Source organism: Kitasatospora sp. NA04385 (assembly GCF_013364235.1).
Classification (GTDB): domain Bacteria; phylum Actinomycetota; class Actinomycetes; order Streptomycetales; family Streptomycetaceae; genus Kitasatospora.
This window is the reverse complement of sequence record NZ_CP054919.1, coordinates 4,187,529-4,207,013: the sequence shown is the minus strand read 5'-3', so window position 1 is coordinate 4,207,013 and position 19,485 is coordinate 4,187,529. Positions and strand designations below refer to the sequence as shown.

The window sequence follows — 19,485 nt, the reverse complement described above, 5'->3', positions numbered from 1 at the left end:
CTACTCGTGCCGGAGGGCGTCGATCGGGCGCAGCGAGGCGGCCCGGTTGGCGGGGTAGCTGCCGAAGAACAGTCCGATGGCGACGGCGATGCCGAAGGCGCCGAGCACCGACTCGGGGATCACCACCGGCTTGATGCCGACCACCGAGAAGTGCGAGCCGGCGATGCCGGCCAGCACGCCGAGGCCGGCGCCGATCACCGACAGCAGGGTGGACTCGGCGAGGAACTGGCCGAGGATGACCGCGCGGGGCGCGCCGAGCGCCTTGCGGATGCCGATCTCCCTGGTCCGCTCGGCGACCGTCACCAGCATGATGTTGGTGATGCCGATGCCGCCGACCAGCAGCGAGATCGCGGCGACCGCGCCGAGCAGGACCGTGAAGGTCTTGTTGGTGGACTCGCGGGCGCTCAGCAGCGAGGTCTGGTTGCTGACCCGGAAGTCGACCTTGGTGGCGTCCTTGATGGCGTGGGTGCCCATCAGGATCCGGGTGATGTCGGACTGCGCCTCGGTGGTGCTCTCGGCCGAGGAGGCCTGCACCAGGATCTGGTTGACCGAGCCGAAGCCGGTGAACGCGTTCTGCACGGTCGGCAGCGGGGCGATCACCACGTCGTCGGGGTCGTTGAAGCCGGTGGAGCCCTTGGTCTTCAGCACGCCGACCACGGTGAACGGGGTGCCGCCGATGGTGATCTTCTTGCCGACCGGGTCCTCGGTGGCGAACAGCTCGGTGGCGGTGGTCGAGCCGAGCACCGCCACCTTGCGGGAGTTCAGCACGTCGTCGGCGGAGAAGTAGTCGCCCTTGCCGACCTTCAGGTTGGAGGTCTCGAAGTAGGCGGGGTAGGTGCCGACGATCTGCCCGGGCTGGTACGAGATGTTCCCGTACAGCGCGGTGCCGCTGGTGGTGACCACCGGCGCGACCGACTTGATGGACGGGGCGTCGGTGGCGGTGGCGAGCGCCTTGGCGTCGTCCACGGTGAGCTTCTTGGCCGCGGTCGCCGAGCCGCGCGAGGCGGAGGAGGAGACGGTCAGCGAGTTGGTGCCGAGCGAGGTGATCGAGTCCTTCACCGCCACCGAGGAGCCGTTGCCGACCGCGAGCAGCAGGATCACCGAGGCCACGCCGATCAGCACGCCGAGCATGGTCAGCGCGGAGCGGACCTTGTTGGCGGCCAGGCCGGCCACCGCGAAGCGGAGCATCTGCCAGACGATCACGCGCCCACCCCCGCGACGGCCAGGGCCGGCGGCGGCCCGTCGACCGGCGCCTGCCGGACGTCGGAGACGATCGCGCCGTCGACCAGCCGGACGACCCGCTTGGCGTGCAGCGCGACCTCGTCCTCGTGGGTGATCATCACCACGGTGCGGCCGCGCGCGTTGAGTCCGTCGATGATGCCCAGCACCTCCTCGGTGGAACGGCTGTCGAGGTTGCCGGTGGGCTCGTCGGCGAGCAGCATCGCGGGCGCGGTGACCAGCGCCCGGGCCACCGCGACGCGCTGCTGCTGGCCGCCGGAGAGCTGGTTGGGCTTGTGCCCGGCCCGGTCGGCCAGGCCGACCATGCCCAGCGCGGCCAGCGCCCGGCGGCGCCGCTCGGCGGCCCGCACGCCCGCGTAGGCCAGCGGCAGTTCGACCTGGGCCAGCGCGGTGGTGCGGGGCACCAGGTTGAAGGACTGGAACACGAAGCCGATCTTGCGGTTGCGGACCAGCGAGAGCTGGCCCTCGTCCAGGTGGCCGACGTCGGTGCCGTCCAGCAGGTAGCGGCCGGAGGTGGGCACGTCCAGGCAGCCCAGGATGTTCATCAGGGTCGACTTGCCCGAACCGGAGGAGCCCATCACCGCGACGTAGTCGCCCTCCGCGATGTCCAGGTCGACGCCGAGCGGCTCGCCGCCGCCGGTCATCGGCCCGCGCAGGGCGTGCACGACGGCGTCGCCGTGGCCGTACGACTTGGTGACCCTGCGGATCTGGATCACCGGGGGCTTGGCGGCGCGCATCAGCGGGTGCCTCCGGCGCCGCCGCCGCTGCGGGTGCCGCCGCCGAAGCCGCCCGTGCCGCCGAAGCCGCCGGCCGCGCCGCCCGCGCCGGGGAACTGGCCGGACGGGAAGCCGTTGCCGGTGCCCGCGGTGGTGGAGGTCAGCTCGACCTTCTCGCCCTCGGTGAGGCCCTCGGTGACCTGCACGGTGCTGTCGCCCTCGATGCCGACGGCGACCTGCACCCGCTCGGTGCTGCCGTCGTCGTGCACCACCGTCGCGGTGCGGGAGGAGCCGGTGCCCTGGAGGGCCGCGGTGGGCACCGACAGGGCGTTCTCGGCGGAGCCGGTGGTCACCGAGATGGTGGCGCTCAGGCCGGTGCGCAGGGTGGCGGTGTCGCCGGTGATCTGGAGCGTCGCGCCGTACTGCACGGCCCCGTTGGTGGAGCTGGAGGGCAGCGAGGAGACCGACAGCACGGTGGCCTCCAGCTTGGTGTCGGACTGCGCGTTCAGGGTGACGGTGGCCGCCTGGCCCTTCTTCAGCTTGAGCGAGTCCAGCTCGGAGAAGTTCGCGGTGACCTCCATCCCGGACGGGTTGGTCAGCACGATGAAGCCGGACGGGGTGGTGCTCGCACCGGTGCTGCCGGTGCTGGTCTTGGTGCCCGACGAGGAGGAGCCGCCGGAGGACGAACCGGCGGAGCCGGTGCCGGAGACGGTGTCGCCGACCTTGTTGGAGATCGAGGCGACGGTGCCGTCGGTGGTCGCGGTGAGCGTCGTCCCGGCCAGCGCCTCCTTGGCGTTGGCGAGCGTCGTCTCGGCGTTGTCGACCTGCTGCTGGGCGGAGGCGACCTGGGCCTGGTCGACCTTGACCGTGGTCGTGGTGGTCGGCTGCGGGGTGCTCTGGGCGCCCGCGCCGGAGGAGCCGCTGCGGCCGGAGCCGGACGAGCCGCCGGAGGAGCCGGCCACCGTGGTGGTGACCGTCTCGCCGGCCTCGGCCTTGGTCAGGTTGGCCTCGGCCGTGTTCAGCGCGGACTGCGCCTGGTCGACCTGCTGCTGGGCGGCGGTGGTGTCGACGGTGGCGAGCACCTGGCCCTTCTTCACCGCGTCGCCGACCGCGACCTTCACCGCGGTGAGCTTGCCGCCGGTGGTGAAGTCCTGCCCGGCGTCGGACGGTGAGAACAGCGTGCCCGATCCGGACACGGTGGCCTGGACCGTGCCCTTGGCGACCGTGGCGGTCCTGACCTTGGAACTGGTCGCGGCCTTGCTGCTGCCGCTGTCCAGGGTGGTGTACGCCAGCGCGGCCCCGCCGAGCAGGGCCACGCCGAGCGCGGAGTTGACGAGGACGGCCCCACGCCGTCGCGGAAGCACCTTCATGGCGCAGAAGCATCGCCGGGTGCTCTTGCGCCGCCCTGTGCGAATCCTGGGCGCCCGCTGGGACCTGCGATCCGGACAAATGCCCGCGCAACGACCGCGCGGGGGCCGACGGCCTACCGGCCGACCACCAGCCCTTGACCCCGCTCCCAGAAACCTCCCAGCAAAGTCCCGTCAGTGCTTCACGCGGCCGCCCGGCCCGACCGGCGCGCCGCGGTCGGTCGGTGAGCCGCGGCCGGTCGGTGAGCCGCGGCCGGCCCGCGCGCCGCGGTCGGTCGGTGAGCCGCGGTCAGTCGGTGAGCCGCCCCGCGAAGTGGTCCAGGTACGCCTGCATGTCGAAGTGCCCGTGCCCGGACAGCGCGAACACGATCGCCCGCGACTCGCCGGACTCCCGGCAGGCCAGCGCCTCGTCGATCGCCGCCCGCACCGCGTGGGTGGACTCCGGCGCGGGCACGATCCCCTCCGCCCGGGCGAACGCCACGCCCGCCTCGAAGCAGGCGGTCTGCGGCACCGCGACGGCCTCGACCAGCCCCAGCTCCTTCAGGTGGCTGACGATCGGCGACATGCCGTGGTAGCGCAGCCCGCCGGCGTGGATCGCGGGCGGGGTGAAGCCGTGCCCCAGGGTGTGCATCTTCATCAGCGGGGTGGTGCCGGCGCTGTCGCCGAAGTCGTAGTCGTAGCGGCCCCGGGTCAGCGAGGGGCAGGACGCGGGCTCCACCGCGACCGCCCGCACCGCCCGGCCGCCCGCCAACTGCTCGCCCAGGAACGGGAAGGCCAGCCCGCCGAAGTTGGAGCCGCCGCCGGCCGCGCCGACCACCACGTCCGGGTAGTCGTCGATCCGGGCGAACTGGGCCAGCGCCTCCCGCCCGATCACCGTCTGGTGCAGCAGCACGTGGTTCAGCACCGAGCCGAGCGCGTACTTGGCCCGGCCGCCGGAGGCCGCGACCCGCTCGACCGCCTCGGAGATCGCCAGCCCCAGGCTGCCGGTGGCCGCCGGGTCGGCCTCCAGCGCGGCCCGCCCGGCGGCGGTCAGCCCGGAGGGCGAGGCGTGCACCGCGGCGCCGTAGGTCTCCATCAGGGCCCGCCGGTAGGGCTTCTGGTCGTAGGAGACCCGGACCATGAAGACCTCGCAGTCCAGCTCCAGGAAGGAGCAGGCCAGGCCCAGCGCGCTGCCCCACTGCCCGGCGCCGGTCTCGGTGACCAGGCTGGTCACCCCGGCCGCCTTGTTGTAGTACGCCTGCGCCAGCGCGGTGTTGAGCTTGTGCGAGCCGGTCGGGTTGCCGCCCTCGTACTTGTAGTAGATCCGGGCGGGGGTGCGCAGCGCGCGCTCCAGCCGCTCGGCGCGCACCAGCGGCGCGGGGCGGAAGCGGCGGTACAGGTCGAGGACCGGGCCGGGGACGTCCACCTCGCGCGGGCCGCCGAGCTCCTGGGCGACGAGCTCGGCGGGGAACAGCGGGGCGAGGTCCTCGGCGGTGACCGGCTCCTTGGTGCCGGGGTGCAGCATCGGCGGGACCGGCTCCGGCAGGTCCGGCAGGATGTTGTACCAGGCGGTGGGGATCGGGTCGGCGTCGTACTGGGTCATCCGGGCTCTCCCTGCGGTGCGTGAGCTCTCCGCCGGGAGTCCTTCCACCCGGACGGGGCGGGCAACCGTGCCGCCCGCCCAGCCCGGTGACGCCGCCTCAGAACTCCTTGCGGAAGGACTCCGCGGCGGCCAGGAAGAGGTCGTTGCCCCCGACCTCGCCGATCGAGACCCGCACGCCCTCGCCGGCGAAGGGGCGGACCACCACGCCGGCCTCGGCGCAGGCGGCGGCGAAGTCGAGGGTGCGCCCGCCGAGGCGCAGCCAGACGAAGTTGGCCTGGGAGTCGACGACCGTCCAGCCCTGGGCGCGCAGCGCGGCGCTCACCCGGTCGCGCTCGGCGACCAGGGCCTCGACCCGCTCCAGCAGGGCCTGCTCGGCGCGCAGCGAGGCGACCGCGGCGTCCTGGGCGAGCTGGCTGACGCCGAACGGGACGGCGGTCTTGCGCAGCGCGTCGGCGACCGGCTCGTGCGCGATCGCGAAGCCGACCCGCAGGCCGGCCAGGCCGTACGCCTTGGAGAAGGTGCGCAGCACGCAGACGTTGGGGCGGTCGCGGTACAGCTCGACGCCGTCCGGGACGTCGGCGTCGCGGATGAACTCGCGGTAGGCCTCGTCCAGCACCACCAGGACGTGCGCCGGGACGGCGTCCAGGAAGCGGACCAGCTCCTCGCGGTGGATGGCCGCGCCGGTCGGGTTGTTGGGGTTGCAGACGAAGACCAGCCGGGTGCGGTCGGTGATCGCGGCGAGCATCGCGTCGAGGTCGTGGGCCTCGTCGGCGGTGAGCGGGACGGGCACGGGGGTGGCGCCGGCGACCTGGGTGATGATCGGGTACGCCTCGAAGGAGCGCCAGGCGAAGACCACCTCGTCGCCGGGGCCCGCCGCGGAGAGCACCAGGGACTGGGCCACGCCGACCGAGCCGGTGCCGGTGGCGACGTGCTCGGCCGGGACGCCGAAGCGCTCGGCGAGTTCGGTGACCAGGCCGCTGACCGCCATGTCGGGGTAGCGGTTGAAGTCGCCCGCGGCGGCGATCGCGGCCTCCAGCACGCCGGGCAGCGGCGGGTAGGGGTTCTCGTTGGAGGACAGCTTGAAGGCGTCGGCTCCGGCCGGCTTGCCGGGCTTGTAGCTGGGGATGCCGTCCAGGCTGGGCCGCAGGCGGGGGCCGTGTTCGCGCTGAACCACGGGGTTCTCCGTTTCTCGTTCCTCGACGGTGGGCCTCGTTCGGCCCCCGGTCGGGTGCTGCGAACGATACCGACCGCCCTCACCCGTGCGGGTGAGATGCTCGTCCGGGTTACGGGTGCAGTTCGGCCATTCTGCCGGGTTCCTTTGGCACATGTCAGAGGTATCCGAGCCGGAAAAACGCCGACCCCGGCGGGCGTCCGGTCAAGGCGTCCAGGAAGAAACGTATCTCCGACCTTCTGTAGCGAACCGGTCACGGAACGCCGTCACGCGCCATACGATCGGTCCGCCATGACAGCAGCAGCCAACCAGAACGGTCGACGGGCCACCGCGTCCCGGCGCCTGGAGCGGGCCGGCATCCGGGACGTCGCGGCGGCCGCCGGCGTGTCCATCACGACCGTCTCGGACGCCCTGAACGGCAAGGGCCGGCTCCCGGACGAGACCCGCAGCCGGGTCCGCGAGGTCGCCGAGCGCCTCGGGTACCGGCCGTCCGCGGCCGCCCGCACCCTGCGCACCGGGCGGTCGGGGCTGATCGGCCTGACCGTCACCACGTACGGCGAAGAGCCGTTCACCTTCACCGAGTTCGCCTACTTCGCCGAGATGGCCCGGGCCGCCACCAGTGCCGCGCTCGGCCGCGGCTACGCCCTGGTGGTGCTGCCCGCCTCCTCCCGGCACGACGTGTGGAGCAACATCGCGCTGGACGGCACGGTGGTGATCGACCCGCCCGATCAGGACCCGCTGGTCACCGAGCTGTACCGGTCCGGCGTCCCGGTGGTCTCCGACGGCAAGCCCGGCAACTGCCCGGTCACCGCCTGGGTCGACAACGACCACGAGGCCGCCGTGCTGAACATCCTGGAGCACCTCAGCGAGGCCGGCGCCCGCCGGATCGGCCTGCTCACCGGCACCTCCACCGACACCTACACCCGGCTCTCCACCGAGGCGTACCTCGCCTGGTGCGACCGGGTCGGCCAGGAGCCGGTGTACGAGGCCTACCCCGCGCACGACCCGGCCGCCGGGGCGGTCGCCGCCGACCGGCTGCTGGCCCGCCCCGACCGCCCCGACGCGGTGTACGGCCTGTTCGACCCGAACGGCACCGACCTGCTGGCCGCCGCCCGCCGCTACGGGCTGCGCGTCCCCGACGACCTGCTGCTGGTGTGCTGCAGCGAGTCCGACGTGTACGCCAACACCGAACCCCCCATCACCACGCTGTCGCTGAAACCCCGTCGGATCGGCACCACCGTGGTCAACCTGCTGATCGACGCGATCGAAGGAGTCGACGCCGACACCGGCACCGCCACCGGCCGGCTGTTCCCGCCGCGCTACCGCACCGCCGGCACCGGCCCGCCGCCCGGCACCCTGATGCCCACCGAACTGATCGTCCGGGCCTCCTCGCAGCCCCGCGCCCCGCGCACCACGGTCAGCCCGCCCCGACTGCCCGGCGAGGTCTAGACCCCGGACCGCCGCCCGCCCACCGGGCCGGACCACCACGAAACGGTGCAGACCGGACAGCGGGACGGCCCGCCGCGGGCCGGCCGGGCGGATCGACGGAAATCGGATACCGACCAGGTGAGGACGACGGGAGAGTGCGCTTCCTATGATGGGCGAATGACACCCGAGGACCTCTTCCGCGAACCCGAGCAACCGCACTCGGGCCCCCGCCCCCGCCAGGACCTCGACGTGCTCCCGCAAGGCTCCTACTTCGAGCCGGCCGCACCCGCCGGCTACCCGTACGAGGAGACGTACAGCACCTACGGCGGCGCCCGCTACCTGGAACAGCACTGGGCCCCCGCGGGCCAGTTCGGCACCGGGGCGGCCCCCGCGCCCGGCCACTACGCGCCCACCGGGCAGGCCCCGCACGAGGACCCGCCGACCATCGAGCTCGGCCCGCCGATCGACACCCCGCCCGTCGAGGTGCACTTCCCCTACCCGCAGCCCGAGCCCGGCGAGGGCCCCGGACCGCTGTTCGTCATCGGCGACGTCCACGGCTACCTCGACGAGCTGCTCGCCGCCCTCCACCAGCAGGGCCTGATCGACACCGAGGGCCACTGGTCGGCCGGCCGCTCCCGGATCTGGTTCCTCGGCGACTTCACCGACCGCGGCCCGGACGGCATCGGCGTCATCGACCTGGTCATGCAGCTCGCCGCCGAGGCCGCCGCCGCCGGCGGCTACTGCCGCGCCCTGATGGGCAACCACGAACTGCTCTTCCTCGGCGCCTCCCGCTACGGCGACGAGGCCGTCCAGTCCACCGCCGGCACCGCCTCCTTCCTCGCCGCCTGGCGGCTCAACGGCGGCCAGCAGCACGACCTGGAACGCCTGCAGCCGCACCACATCAGCTGGCTCTCCCGGCTGCCCGCGATGGCCCTGGAGGACGGCCACCTGCTGCTGCACTCCGACACCACCGCCTACCTCGAGTACGGCGAGACCATCGCCGACGTCAACGACGCCGTGCACGCCCTGCTCGCCGACGAGGGCATCGACGAGTGGTGGGACGCCTTCCGCAAGTTCACCAAGCGCTTCGCCTTCCGCGGCCAGGCCGGCACCATGGCCGCCCAGGAGCTGCTCGCCGTGTACGGCGGCTACCGGGTCGTCCACGGCCACAGCCCGATCCCGTACCTCACCGGCGACCAGCCCGAGGACGGCACCCCGCCGCACGTCCCCGGCCCCTACATCTACGCCGACGAGCTGGCCATCGCGATGGACGGCGGCGTGACCATGGACGGTCGCCTGTTGGTCGCCCGGCTGCCACTGAACTGACACCCGCCGACCGGCCCCGGAACTGAACACCTGACCGGCAACTGCACGGACACACAAGGGAACTGAGCACACGGAAGTTCCGGAAAGAGGCTGTCGGCCCGCTCCCGCCCACCCCTACCATCGAGGCCACTGACCTCCGTCGACCTCGCGGAACGGGGTACCCATGAGCAACCCCCCGCGCCTGCTCGCCGAGGACCGCGCCGACTTCGCGCGGCTGCTCGACGAAGCGCTGCGCGACACCGGCGTCCGGCAGGCCCTCGCCGAACCGGGCGGCCACCTCACCGCCGAACAGCTGCACACCAAGGCGCTCGCCGACGCCGACACCGTCGCCGCACCCGCCGCCGCCGAGTACGCCCACTACCTGGCGCTGCGCACCGCGCTCGCCGAACACCCCGGCACCGCGCCACCGGCCGGCGCCGGGCTGTTCCCCGTCCTGACCGTCCTCACCCCCGTCCTGGCCGGTGCCGCCGGACTCGTCCTGCTGCTGCTCGGCTGGCTGCTGCGCGCCGCCGCGCCCGCGCTCGCGCTCGGCCGCTCCACCGTCACCGCCGGCATCGTCGCGCTCGCCATCGCCGCCGGAGCCCTGCTGGTCGGCGGCGCCGGACTCGTCCTCACCGCGCTGCGCGACGCCTCCACCGCCCCCGGCCACGCCGACCCCCAGCAGCACGCCGACCTCGCCGAGGCCCGCGACGCCTGGCGCGAGGCGCTGCGCGAACGCGCCCTGCTGCCCTGGCTGCACGCCAACCTGGCCGCCGACCCGGCGGTCACCCCGCTCCCGCACGCCCGGCCCGCCCCGCCCGACCTGCACAGCCCCGGCTACAGCCGCGCCGCCTACTCCTCGCCCGGCTTCACCAGCCCCGGCGTCGAGGGGCTCACCGACGAACGGGGCAACCCGCGCGAACGCCCCGCGGAGTTCACCGGACCCGGCTACTCCTCCCCCGACTTCACCAGCCCGGGGCCGGAGGGGATCACCGACGAGCAGGGGCGCCCCCGCCCCGGGGGCCCGGGGTTCACCGGGCCCAACGAGGTCTGAGGGGGACGACGGCGGGAGGCGCGCACCGTCGAGGGGCTCCGCCCGGACCCCGTCACCGGGTGCTCCCGGACCTCCCGGTGGGCCCACGGCCGGTCGAACCCGGTTCCGGTGCGCCGGAGTTCGGTGACCGCGTCGGCGCACCCGCAGTCCCGGGGACGGTCCGGCACCGGCGGCCCGCCCGTCAGCCCGTCGGTGCGGCCTCCCGGGCCGCCGGGCCGCGGCGCAGCGCCAGCGCGACCGGCACACCCAGGCCGCACAGCAGCGCGCAGCCCGCCCAGACCAGGGTGTACGCGCCCGCCGAGGGGACGTCCGCGCGCAGCACCAGGTGGTCCAGCACCGCCGCCGCGACCACGCCCGCCGCCGCGCCCGCGAGGGACTTCAGGGTGTTGTAGACGCCGGTGCCGATGCCGGTCTGGTCGGCCGGCAGCCGCCGCATCAGCAGCGCGGGCAGCAGGCTCAGCCCGAGCCCGGCGCCGTAGCCCGCGAGCGCCCCGCCCAGGACGAACTGCCAGGCCGCCGCGTGCCCCAGGGCGATCACCCCGTAGCCCGCGGCGCACAGCGCGAAGCCGCCGCCCAGGACGGCGGAGGCGTCGCGGCGGGCCGTCAGCCGGTGCGCCGTCACCGCGCCCAGGGTGGCCGCCGCCGTCTGCGGGAGCACCAGCAGGCCCAGCACCAGCGGCACCGCGCCCAGCCCGTAGCCGGTCTCCGCGGGCTTCGCCGCCTCGAAGGCCAGCGTCGGGCCCTGCGCCCCGTACAGCGCGCAGCCCAGCAGGAAGCTCAGCCCGAACACCGGCGCGGTGGCCCGGCGGGCCAGCAGCCGCACGTCCACCATCGGGGTGCCGGTGCGCAGTTCCTGCCGGACGAACAGCGCCAGCAGGACGCCGCCCGCCGCCAGCAGCGGCAGCGTCACCGCGACCGGCAGCACCCCGCCGGCGCCCAGGCCGGACAGCAGCAGGGTCAGGCCCAGCGAGAGCAGCCCGGCGCCCACCCAGTCGATCCGGCCCACCGCCCGGGTCGCCGACTCCGGGACGAGCCGCCACACCACCGGCAGGGCCAGCAGCGGCAGCGCCGCCAGCGCCCACAGCAGCGGGCGGGTGGCCGCCGGGTCCGCGCCCAGGCCGCCGACCGCGAGCGCGCCCAGCGTCGAGCCGACCGTCAGCGCGCCCACCAACGGGCCGACCGCCCGGCCGCCGCGCTCCTCGCCGAGGCGGTCGCGCAGGATCGCGAACTCCAGCGGCAGCCAGCAGGCCAGGAACCCGGACAGCGCCCGTCCGGCCAGCAGCACCGGCAGGTCGGGGGCCAGCGCGGTCACCACGAAGCCCAGCAGGGTGAGCAGCACGGTGGCCCGCAGCAGCCGGCGGTGCCCGTACAGGTCGCCCAGCCGCGAGGTCAGCGGCACCGCGACGCCCGACACCAGGAACTCCGCGCCCAGCGCCAGGCTCAGGTCGGAGGCCCGCAGGTCCAGGTGCTCGCCCAGGCGGGGCAGCAGGATCGGGAACCCGCCCTGCAGCACCCCGCTGGCGAACTCCACCAGCGCCAGCAGCGGGACGGCGGCGGACGCGAGCCGGTCGGTCCGGGTGGGAGGAGGGGATGCGGCGGCGACGGTCATCGGCGGTTCCGTGGGGGTGCGGAGGGTGGTGGGGGGTGGCGGCAAGGATGGCTAACCTGGAGGCCACCGCACCGCCCACGCACGAATCCGTTCCTGCGGCCGACCCCGCGCAAGGATCAGCCATGATCGACGAACTCGACCTGGCGCTCGTCGACGCCCTCCGGGTCGACCCGCGAGCCCCCTGGTCCCGGCTGGCCGCCCCGCTCGGCGTCGACCCGGCCACCCTCTCCCGCCGCTGGGCCCGGCTCACCGCGAACGGCGACGCCTGGGTGACCTGCTACCCCTCCGCCGACCGGATCGGCCGCGGCCTCACCGCGCTCGTCCGGGTCGACTGCCCCGCCGACCGGGTCACCGGGGTCGCCGCGGACCTCGCCCGGCACCCGCAGGCCGCCAGCATCGAACTGGTCACCGGCGACGCCGACCTGCTGCTCACCGTCGCCGCGTACGACCACGCCTCGCTCACCGGGTACCTGGTCGACCGGCTCGGCACCGTCCCCGGCGTCCTGCGCACCCGCACCACGCTGGTCGAACGCACCCTGGTCGAGGGCAGCCGGTTCTCCAACGGGGCGCTGGACGCCGAACAGCGCCGCGCCATCGCCGCGCCCCCGCCGGGCGCGGCCCGGCCGGTCGCCGACCGCCGGGTCGAGGAGGACCTCGCCCTGATCCGGGCGCTCGGCGCGGACGGCCGGATGCCCTACGCCGAGCTCTCCGCCCGCACCGGGCTGCCCTTCACCACCGTCCGCCGCCGGCTGGCCGAACTGCGCGACTCCGGACGGGCGGTGCTGCGCTGCGACGCCTCGCCCCGGGTCACCGGCCACCCGGTCGGGGCGATGCTCTGGCTCGACGTCCCGCCCGCGGCGCTGCCCGACGCCACCCGGCGCCTCACCGCCCTCCCGCAGACCCGGATGTGCGCCGTCACCGTCGGCCCCGCGAACCTCGCCCTCTACCTGATCGCCCCGCAGCTGCCCGACCTGCGCCGGATCGAACAGGACCTGGCCCACCACCACCCGGCGATCCGCGTCCACGACCGGCACGTCACCCTGCGCACCCCCAAGCTGGTCGGCCACCTCCTCACCCCGGACGGCCGCCGGACGGGCTACGTCCCGATCGAGCCCTGAGCGGGCCCTGAGCGGGCGGAGCCAGGGGCTCGGGGAACGGCGAGCCCGGGTCTGCTGCCGGTGCACTGCCGGAGCGCGCATCGGCTTCAGGTTCCGTCAAGGACGCGCGGCAGCACGGACCCCCGGTGGGCTCCGCCCGTCAGCAGCATCGACTCGCCGTTCCCCGCGGCCCTGCTGTCAGCCCGTCCTGCCGAACGCCAGCGCCGCCAGCAGGGCCGCCGCGTCGCCCAGGACCCCGTCGTCGAACCGGGCCCCGGCGGAGTGGTTGTACGGGGCGGTGAACGGGTCGAGGTCCGGCGGGCAGGCGCCGAACATCACGTACGCGGCGGGGACGTGCTCGGCCAGGACGCCGAAGTCCTCGGAACCGGCCACCGGCCGGGGCATCTCGAAGTAGTGGTCGGCGCCCAGGAGTTCGCGGGCGGTGCGTTCGGCGTACGCGGCCTCGGCGGGGTCGTTGACCGTCACCGGGTAGCCGTGCTCGACGACCGCGTCGACCCGGCAGCCGTGCGCCTCGCCGATGCCCCGGACCACCCGGACCGCCTCGGCGAGCACCAGCTCGCGGGCCGCGGGGGAGAAGGAGCGGACGGTCGCGCCGAAGGCCGCCTCGTCGGGGATGACGTTCTCCGCGGTGCCCGCGTGGAAGGTGCCGACGGTCAGCACGACCGGGTCGAAGGCGTCGAAGCGGCGGGTGACCATGGTCTGCAGGGCGAGCACCGCCTCGCAGGCGACCGGGACGGGATCGACCGCCAGGTGCGGGCTGGAGCCGTGGCCGCCGCGGCCGCGGACCACCACCTTCAGGGTGTCGGAGGCCGCCATGATCGGCCCGGGGCGCCCGGCCACGTAGCCGGCCGGCAGCAGGGCGGCGCCGACGTGCAGGGCGTACGCGGCGGCGACCCGCTCGCCGGCCGCGTCCAGGACGCCGTCCTCGACCATCAGGGCCGCGCCGCCGTCGCCCTCCTCGCCGGGCTGGAACATGAACACCACGCTGCCGGCCAGCTCCTCGCGGTGGGCGGCGAGCAACCGGGCCGCGCCGACCAGCGCGGCGGTGTGCAGGTCGTGGCCGCAGGCGTGCATCGCGCCGGGGTTCTCGGAGGCGTACGGGAGGCCGGTGTCCTCCCGCACGGGCAGGCCGTCGAGGTCGGCGCGGAGCAGGACGGCGGGGCCGGGCCGGGCGCCGCGCAGGACGGCGGTGACGGAGGAGAGCCGCTCGCCGAGGGTGACCTCCAGCGGGAGGCCGTCGAGGGCGGCGAGGATGCGGGCCCGGGTGCGGGGGAGGTGGAGCCCGATCTCGGGGTCGCGGTGCAGGGCGCGCCGCAGCTCGACGAGTTCGGGGTGGAGCGCGGCGGCGTCGCGGCGGAGTCCGTCGAGCGGGGGGTGAACGTCGGCCGACATGGGTGCGCCTCCTGGGTGGACGGGGAGCGGACGGTTCTCCGGCATCCTGGCCCCGGCGCGGGCCGGTCCGGCCCGCGCGCACGGATCACCCCCGATCGGCGGGCGCCGCGCACGGATCTTCCAGCGGCGGGCCGGCCGGCGGGGCCGACGCCAGCAGGGCGGCGGCGATCGCCCCGGCCTCGGCGGCGGGGGCGGTGGTGCCCTCGCGCAGGGCGGTGACGATCGCGCCGTCCATCAGCAGCACGAGCCGCCGGGCCAGCTCGGCGGCCGGGCCGGGCGCGCGGCCCTCGGCGGCGAGCAGGGCGGCGACGTACTCGGTGACCCGCCGCTTGTGGGCGGCGGCGACCCGGTGGGCGGGGCTGTCGGGGTCGGCGGTCTCCACCATGGTGTTGATGAAGGCGCAGCCGCGGAAGTCGGCGCGGGCGAAGCGTTCGGCCAGCGCGTCGAACAGCGCGGCCGGGCGCCCGCCGTGCGCGGTGACGCGCTCGGCCAGCCAGTCGCGCCAGACCTGGTCCCGGCGGGTGAGGACGGCGACGACGAGTTCGTCCTTCCCGGTGAAGTGCCGGTAGAAGGAGGCGCGGCCGACGCCGGAGTCGGCGAGGATCCGCTCGACCCCGACCGCGCGGATGCCTTCGGCGTAGAACAGCGCCTCGGCGGTGTCGAGCAGCCGGGCACGTGCACGGGTGGCCATGTCCCCCAGGCTAGCGGGTGGTTGACGAATTTCGGTACCGGTCGGTACCGTCCCGCAGACCGCCGACGGCGGAAGGCCCCGGCCCGCGGCCCCCGCTCGGCGGGGGTGCGGACCGGGGCCCGGGGCCGGCGCGTCAGCGCGGCGGCGTCACTGCTCGGGGGTCAGGCCGTCACTGCTTGAGGGTCAGGCACAGCACGAACTTCTCGCTGCCCTTCTGCTGCGCGATGGCCGCGACGCCGTCACCGCACGCGTCCAGGTCGAAGCTGTTCTCGACGACCCGGCTGACCGTGGCGTTGGCACTGGCGTCGTCGCAGCCGACCACCTTGAACTCCGGCTTGCTGTCGGTGCCGGAGACCACGGCGCAGTCGCCGGCCTTGGCGCGGACCGGGTCGTCGCCGAACACCGCGCCGATGCCGAACTTGACCGCCACACCGATGACGACCACCGCGACGATGCCGAGGATCTTCTTGCCCATGCCCTTCTTCGGGGCCTCGGCGGCCGCCTGGGAGGCGGCGGCGTACTCGAAGGGAGCGGCGGCGGGCGCCCCGGGCGCGACCTGCTGCTGCTCGGGCTGGGGGGTCTGCGGAGTGGACATGGGTTCCTCTGGTCTTGGACCGCCCGTTGGCGGCGTGCGCGCACCCTATCCAGGACCGAATCGGGCTTTCCCGGCATTCGTCGCGATATCGAGCGGGCGTGATCCAAGCGACATACAAAGAATGCACAAAGGATTCCTCGGGCATTCCGCTGATTTGCCGTCAGCTGCCTACAATGCCGCGCTCCGGCCCCGGAGTTCCTCGACCACGCACAGGAACAGGAAGAAGTTCGGTATCCGGTGGACCGGGGTGTTCGACCAGGGCATCCACTTCCCGGCCTTCCGCAGGGCCACCGTGCCGCGCCTGACCTCGACCTGCTCGATCTCGCCCCACGGCACGCCGGCCCGGTTCGCCGTCGCCACCCCGCCGGCGTTCACCACCATGTCGCCGAAGTGGACCGTCCCGCCGCCGTTCAGCAGGTCCAGCACGCCGGCCAGCTGGGCCCGGGTGATCTCGTGCTGGACGGCCGCGCCCCAGACCTCCGGCTCGGCGTAGAAGCCGGTCAGCCGGGCCTTCGTCCCGTCCGGCCGGAAGAGCCGGTAGTCGTAGCTGGTCCCGACGTAGACGCCGTTCACGTACCGCCGGGTGATCCGCTGCAGCACCGAGACCGCGTCCCAGCGGAACGCGACCGGACCGGACGGCTCGTCCAGCACCAGCCCGTGCTCGAAGCAGTGGATCCGCCGGGCCGCCTGCTTCCGGTTGAGGTCGGGGGTCCGCCACAGCAGCCACAGGAAGTACAGGCCCGGCAGCACGAGGGCCAGCAGGCCGAACAGCCCGAACACCGCGAGGCCCAGCAGCCGCCAGAACCCGGAGCGCTTGGGGCGGAAGGTGGCCCGGAGCCCGCCCAGGCCCTCGGCGGCGGCCAGCGCGGCCACCCCGTCGGAGAACGGCCGCTCGGCCGGCGGGGTCTGTACGTCGTGCACGGGTACCTCTTCGTCGCGCTTCACCACGGAAATGCCGCAGGTCAGCGGCGGCACCGGATGCTACTGGCAACCGCCCGTTCCGGAAAGGCCCTTTCCCCGGTCCATTCGGCCGCCGCGCCCGGCCCCGCGCCGGACCGCCCCCGAATGCCTTTCCCGGCCCCGGCCGACCGCCCCCCGAATTACCCCGAAACCCGCCGAATGCGACGGCCGACTGCGAGAATGACCGCCATGGAGCACCCCCGCCGCACCGCCGGCGCCGCCGCCCTCCTGCTCGCCTGCGCCCTCAGCGCCGCCGCCTGCGACTCCGGCGCCTCCCCGGCCCCGGCCCCGGTCCAGCCGACCGGCACGACGGGCGCCACCTCGGGCACCGCCGCCGCGGACCGGACGACCACCGTCTTCGCCACCGACCGGCCGCTGAGCGGCGAGGCGCTCACCCGGGCCGCCGAACAGCTGCGCCGCCGCGCCGAGTTGCTCGGCCTGCCGAACCCGGAGGTGAAGGCGGACAACGGCACCCTCGCACTCACCGTCGCGGGCCCGGTCGGCGACCGGCTCGCCGCGCTCACCCACCGGCCGGCCCTGGAGTTCCGCCCGGTGCTCGCCGCCGCGACGGCCGGCCCCGACGCCGCCGCGCCGACGGCGGGAGACGTCCCGGCGCAGTGGAAGGACCGCTTCGCCGCGCTGGACTGCGGGGACGGAGCCGCCACCCCCGCACCCTCCGCCGCACCCGCCGACCCCGCCGCCGAGGCGCTGGCCTGCGGCACCGAACCGGCCGGCGGCCGCTGGAAGTTCGTCCTCGGCCCGGTCGCGGTCAAGGGGGAGGACATCGCCGACAGCACCTCCGAGTTCAGCGACAGCGGGGCCGGCTGGCAGGTGCGCCTGCGCTTCACCCCGTCCGGCGGCACCGCCTTCGCCGACGTCACCGGCCGGATCTCCACCCTCCCGACCCCCGGCAACCAGTTCGCCATCGTGCTGGACGGCGCCGTCCTCTCCCACCCCTACGTCGCGGAGGCCATCACCGGCGGACAGGCCGACATCTCCGGCTCCTTCACCGAACAGGACGCCAAGACCCTCGCCGCCCAACTCGCCACCCCGTCCCTCCCCACCGACCTCCACCCGGTCACCACCACCTCCTGACCCCCCGCCACCAGCCGGACCCGGCGGCCGGCCTTCAGCGCGGAACGTCGCGGACGTTCCGTTGCAGCACGTCGGTCAGCACCCCGGCGGCGGTGGCGAAGTCGTTGTCGTCGTGCAGCACGATCAGCCCGTGGTGGGCCGCGGTGGCGCAGACCGTCAGATCGACCACGGACAGCGCCCGGACAGCTCCGCCGCTCCGGGCGAGCCGGAACTGGGCGGCCTCGATCCAGCCCCACATGTTCTTGGGCAGGGGCACATCCGGGTACAGATCCGCGAACATCTCGCCCATCTGCTCGTAGTGGGCGAGGTTCCGCGCGGAACGCCGGAACTCGGCGCGCTGGGGAGCACACGACCCGATCACCCGCAGGTCGATGTCCTCCCCCCATGCCTCGTTCAGGTCCTGCTCCCGGAGCAGGCGCCACACGGCGGTGGAGTCCACGAGGTACCGGATCACTCCGCTCCCCGCTTCTCCGCGTCATGGACCTGCTGCCACCCCTCGTAGTCCCACTCCCGGGCAGCCTGCACATGCCGGGCCCGCCGGGCAGCACGCTCGTGCCTCTCGGCGTACTCGCGGAGCGCGGCGTTCACCACGTCCTTCTTGGTCGCTCCGCCGGAGAACCGCAGGGCCTTCGCCAGTGCGTCATCGTCCAAGTCGATGGTCGTCACGCTCATGCATGCCTCCGATATATAAGACCAACACCCTCCTTGAATATAGCAGTGGCCGACCGGCACGGATCAGGAGAAACCTGACGCCGTCACACGACTCCTCGCCCTGCCGGGTGCGGGGAAGGGCCCGATCAGGGCGGGCAGAAAGTCTGCTCCGAAGGCGGGGCTTGGGGTGTTCGGCAAGAGGGTGTCCTCAGGGGAGTCGGCGCGGTGCCGGGCGTGCGCGTCCGGCAGGAAAGAGCACGAGGGCGGGGACCGGCCGGGCCCGAGGAGGGAAGGCTCCACCGGCCCGGCCAGGGCCGCTCTGCCGATCACGACTTGGCTGCCTTCGGCGCGGTAGGCGACGCCGGTGGACACCTGGCCGTTGAAGACGTTCGCCCACGGGGCCGCGACCAGACCCACCGGGCACACGACGGAGCCCGGAGCAGCACCGCTCACGGGCCGGCGGTGGGGCGACCGACGGCAGGAGCCCGGACAGGCCCGGTCGGCACCGCGAGCAGGTCACAGCCGATGGCCGAGGTCCGTTCGTCCGGGCTCCTCGCTGCTCGATGATCCGGGGCGGACGTAACCCGTCAAGCCCGCAACGTCGGCTACCATCGCCAACTGCGGCTCCCGGAAGCGAGATTGACCGAACCCATCCACCCCTACTCTCGGCAGCTACGGGGAAGCCCGGCCGAGGTGGTCCCGAAGCCGTCACCGACCGCTCAGCGGGACGTGCCCGGACGCTGCGGCGGGTTCAGGTACACCTCGCACCAGACAGTGCCCTTGTCCTGTTCGTCGTGCTGCGGCCCGTGGGAACCACGGTGCCCGTAACGGTCGCCCATTGCCAGGGCCGCCAGCACTTCGCGGTGGTCGTCCCCACCGCCGTACAGGTGCACGGAGATCCGGTACCCGCCCGCGATCTCCATCACCCCCGTCTCCTGCCCGGTGGCCTTCGCCAGCCGCTCGGCGACCGCCCACGCCCGTTGCAGCAACACCTCCGCCGGCTCGTCCGGCTGCCCGCAGTTGCTCACGAGGCCGCCCCCAGTTTGGGCAGCGCCCCGTCAGGAGCGATCACCCCGAGTACCTCCAGGTACTCACCCGACAGGTCACCGAAGTCCAGCTCCGGGAACGCCGCCACCACCGCATGCAACTCACCTCGAAGAAAGGCGAGTTCAAGCAACGACTCCGCCAACCGCTGCACCCACCCCAACCCGGCGCACCCCAACGCGACACCGGCCAACTCCGGTGCCACATCCGGTCGGTACACCGGCGACAACCCCGGCGGCGGCTCCAACCGCGCCATCCGAAACGCCCGCTCCAACAACTCGGCGGCCCCCTCGACGTCCGCGAACCCCTCCCGCAGGAACCGCCGGAGAACGCCCCCAGCCCCCAACGGCGAATCAGCGTGCGGCACTCGACACCCCTTCCCTCTCATGTCTCCGACCACCACTCGAACCAGCCTCACCAGCCACGCCCCACACGTTCCGCCCCGGCGACGCGAGAACCATCAAACGC

At 74.2% G+C, this 19,485-nt stretch carries 19 protein-coding genes; 5 read left to right on the top strand and 14 right to left on the bottom strand.

All coding sequences use genetic code 11. The annotated features are described in order from the left end of the window. From HUT16_RS18835 to hisC, 5 genes are all read right to left on the bottom strand, one after another. Positions 1-1,203 carry an ABC transporter permease gene (locus HUT16_RS18835; protein WP_176189311.1) on the bottom strand — a complete coding sequence of 401 codons (1,203 nt, stop codon included), beginning with the start codon at positions 1,201-1,203 and terminating at the stop codon, positions 1-3. Beyond that, the gene (locus tag HUT16_RS18830; RefSeq protein WP_176189310.1) at positions 1,200-1,976 is read right to left on the bottom strand and encodes an ABC transporter ATP-binding protein; all 777 of its coding nucleotides are present in this window, start codon (positions 1,974-1,976) and stop codon (positions 1,200-1,202) included. Before HUT16_RS18830 ends, HUT16_RS18835 begins: the two co-directional genes overlap by 4 nt. Further along, complete coding sequence (locus HUT16_RS18825; RefSeq protein WP_176189309.1) at positions 1,976-3,325, bottom strand: efflux RND transporter periplasmic adaptor subunit; 1,350 nt, start codon at positions 3,323-3,325, stop codon at positions 1,976-1,978. Before HUT16_RS18825 ends, HUT16_RS18830 begins: the two co-directional genes overlap by 1 nt. A gap of 286 nt (positions 3,326-3,611) precedes the next feature. Then, a complete protein-coding gene (locus HUT16_RS18820) occupies positions 3,612-4,904 on the bottom strand; it encodes a TrpB-like pyridoxal phosphate-dependent enzyme (RefSeq protein ID WP_176189308.1) in 1,293 nt (430 codons plus the stop codon). A 97-nt stretch (positions 4,905-5,001) separates the two neighbouring features. Then, on the bottom strand, positions 5,002-6,078 hold the full coding sequence (gene hisC / locus HUT16_RS18815) for a histidinol-phosphate transaminase (protein WP_176189307.1): 1,077 nt from the start codon (positions 6,076-6,078) through the stop codon (positions 5,002-5,004). A gap of 288 nt (positions 6,079-6,366) precedes the next feature. On the opposite strand from hisC, the gene HUT16_RS18810 reads away from it, so the two are divergent. The 3 genes from HUT16_RS18810 (at position 6,367) to HUT16_RS18800 (ending at position 9,862) form a co-directional block, all read left to right on the top strand. Further along, a complete protein-coding gene (locus HUT16_RS18810) occupies positions 6,367-7,524 on the top strand; it encodes a LacI family DNA-binding transcriptional regulator (RefSeq protein ID WP_176189306.1) in 1,158 nt (385 codons plus the stop codon). 156 nt (positions 7,525-7,680) lie between these two features. Further along, a complete protein-coding gene (locus tag HUT16_RS18805) occupies positions 7,681-8,829 on the top strand; it encodes a metallophosphoesterase (RefSeq protein WP_176189305.1) in 1,149 nt (382 codons plus the stop codon). Positions 8,830-8,992: 163 nt separating this feature from the next. Further along, positions 8,993-9,862: a hypothetical protein gene (locus HUT16_RS18800; protein ID WP_176189304.1), complete on the top strand. Its 870-nt coding sequence runs from the start codon at positions 8,993-8,995 to the stop codon at positions 9,860-9,862. A gap of 181 nt (positions 9,863-10,043) precedes the next feature. On the opposite strand, the gene HUT16_RS18795 is transcribed toward HUT16_RS18800, so the two are convergent. Next, positions 10,044-11,471, bottom strand: a complete 1,428-nt coding sequence (locus HUT16_RS18795) for an MFS transporter (RefSeq protein WP_176189303.1) — start codon at positions 11,469-11,471, stop codon at positions 10,044-10,046. A gap of 122 nt (positions 11,472-11,593) precedes the next feature. On the opposite strand from HUT16_RS18795, the gene HUT16_RS18790 reads away from it, so the two are divergent. Then, entirely contained in the window at positions 11,594-12,589 is a 996-nt protein-coding gene (locus HUT16_RS18790) for an Lrp/AsnC family transcriptional regulator (RefSeq protein ID WP_176189302.1), read from the top strand. Positions 12,590-12,766: 177 nt separating this feature from the next. On the opposite strand, the gene HUT16_RS18785 is transcribed toward HUT16_RS18790, so the two are convergent. The 4 genes from HUT16_RS18785 to HUT16_RS18770 all read right to left on the bottom strand — a co-directional run bounded on the left by HUT16_RS18785 (position 12,767) and on the right by HUT16_RS18770 (position 16,188). Further along, the gene (locus HUT16_RS18785) at positions 12,767-13,981 is read right to left on the bottom strand and encodes a M20 family metallopeptidase (protein WP_176189301.1); all 1,215 of its coding nucleotides are present in this window, start codon (positions 13,979-13,981) and stop codon (positions 12,767-12,769) included. Between the two features lie 85 nt (positions 13,982-14,066). Then, on the bottom strand, positions 14,067-14,672 hold the full coding sequence (locus HUT16_RS18780) for a TetR/AcrR family transcriptional regulator (protein ID WP_176189300.1): 606 nt from the start codon (positions 14,670-14,672) through the stop codon (positions 14,067-14,069). 169 nt (positions 14,673-14,841) lie between these two features. Continuing rightward, a complete protein-coding gene (locus HUT16_RS18775) occupies positions 14,842-15,267 on the bottom strand; it encodes a hypothetical protein (protein WP_176189299.1) in 426 nt (141 codons plus the stop codon). 168 nt (positions 15,268-15,435) lie between these two features. Beyond that, the gene (locus HUT16_RS18770; protein ID WP_176189298.1) at positions 15,436-16,188 is read right to left on the bottom strand and encodes a DUF6585 family protein; all 753 of its coding nucleotides are present in this window, start codon (positions 16,186-16,188) and stop codon (positions 15,436-15,438) included. 228 nt (positions 16,189-16,416) lie between these two features. Here HUT16_RS18770 and HUT16_RS18765 point away from each other — a divergent pair, with 228 nt between their 5' ends. Further along, complete coding sequence (locus HUT16_RS18765; protein ID WP_176189297.1) at positions 16,417-17,322, top strand: hypothetical protein; 906 nt, start codon at positions 16,417-16,419, stop codon at positions 17,320-17,322. Between the two features lie 34 nt (positions 17,323-17,356). Here the strand turns inward: HUT16_RS18765 and HUT16_RS18760 are convergent, their stop codons facing one another. The 4 genes from HUT16_RS18760 to HUT16_RS18745 all read right to left on the bottom strand — a co-directional run bounded on the left by HUT16_RS18760 (position 17,357) and on the right by HUT16_RS18745 (position 19,420). Continuing rightward, positions 17,357-17,776, bottom strand: coding sequence for a PIN domain-containing protein (locus HUT16_RS18760; protein WP_176189296.1), 420 nt, complete (start codon positions 17,774-17,776; stop codon positions 17,357-17,359). After that, a complete protein-coding gene (locus HUT16_RS18755; RefSeq protein ID WP_176189295.1) occupies positions 17,773-17,994 on the bottom strand; it encodes a type II toxin-antitoxin system VapB family antitoxin in 222 nt (73 codons plus the stop codon). The genes HUT16_RS18760 and HUT16_RS18755 overlap by 4 nt, the downstream gene beginning before the upstream one ends. 698 nt (positions 17,995-18,692) lie before the next feature. Next, complete coding sequence (locus HUT16_RS18750; RefSeq protein WP_176189294.1) at positions 18,693-19,001, bottom strand: hypothetical protein; 309 nt, start codon at positions 18,999-19,001, stop codon at positions 18,693-18,695. Beyond that, on the bottom strand, positions 18,998-19,420 hold the full coding sequence (locus HUT16_RS18745) for a hypothetical protein (RefSeq protein ID WP_176189293.1): 423 nt from the start codon (positions 19,418-19,420) through the stop codon (positions 18,998-19,000). Before HUT16_RS18745 ends, HUT16_RS18750 begins: the two co-directional genes overlap by 4 nt. Positions 19,421-19,485 lie beyond the last annotated feature (65 nt).

What these genes read in the sequence shown, in the direction of transcription:
- HUT16_RS18830 (WP_176189310.1), bottom strand. Translation starts at nt 1,976, where the DNA reads ATGCGCGCCGCCAAGCCCCCGGTGATCCAGATCCGCAGGGTCACCAAG.
- HUT16_RS18825 (WP_176189309.1), bottom strand. Translation starts at nt 3,325, where the DNA reads ATGAAGGTGCTTCCGCGACGGCGTGGGGCCGTCCTCGTCAACTCCGCG.
- HUT16_RS18820 (WP_176189308.1), bottom strand. Translation starts at nt 4,904, where the DNA reads ATGACCCAGTACGACGCCGACCCGATCCCCACCGCCTGGTACAACATC.
- HUT16_RS18810 (WP_176189306.1), top strand. Translation starts at nt 6,367, where the DNA reads ATGACAGCAGCAGCCAACCAGAACGGTCGACGGGCCACCGCGTCCCGG.
- HUT16_RS18805 (WP_176189305.1), top strand. Translation starts at nt 7,681, where the DNA reads ATGACACCCGAGGACCTCTTCCGCGAACCCGAGCAACCGCACTCGGGC.
- HUT16_RS18800 (WP_176189304.1), top strand. Translation starts at nt 8,993, where the DNA reads ATGAGCAACCCCCCGCGCCTGCTCGCCGAGGACCGCGCCGACTTCGCG.
- HUT16_RS18795 (WP_176189303.1), bottom strand. Translation starts at nt 11,471, where the DNA reads ATGACCGTCGCCGCCGCATCCCCTCCTCCCACCCGGACCGACCGGCTC.
- HUT16_RS18790 (WP_176189302.1), top strand. Translation starts at nt 11,594, where the DNA reads ATGATCGACGAACTCGACCTGGCGCTCGTCGACGCCCTCCGGGTCGAC.
- HUT16_RS18785 (WP_176189301.1), bottom strand. Translation starts at nt 13,981, where the DNA reads ATGTCGGCCGACGTTCACCCCCCGCTCGACGGACTCCGCCGCGACGCC.
- HUT16_RS18780 (WP_176189300.1), bottom strand. Translation starts at nt 14,672, where the DNA reads ATGGCCACCCGTGCACGTGCCCGGCTGCTCGACACCGCCGAGGCGCTG.
- HUT16_RS18775 (WP_176189299.1), bottom strand. Translation starts at nt 15,267, where the DNA reads ATGTCCACTCCGCAGACCCCCCAGCCCGAGCAGCAGCAGGTCGCGCCC.
- HUT16_RS18765 (WP_176189297.1), top strand. Translation starts at nt 16,417, where the DNA reads ATGGAGCACCCCCGCCGCACCGCCGGCGCCGCCGCCCTCCTGCTCGCC.
- HUT16_RS18755 (WP_176189295.1), bottom strand. Translation starts at nt 17,994, where the DNA reads ATGAGCGTGACGACCATCGACTTGGACGATGACGCACTGGCGAAGGCC.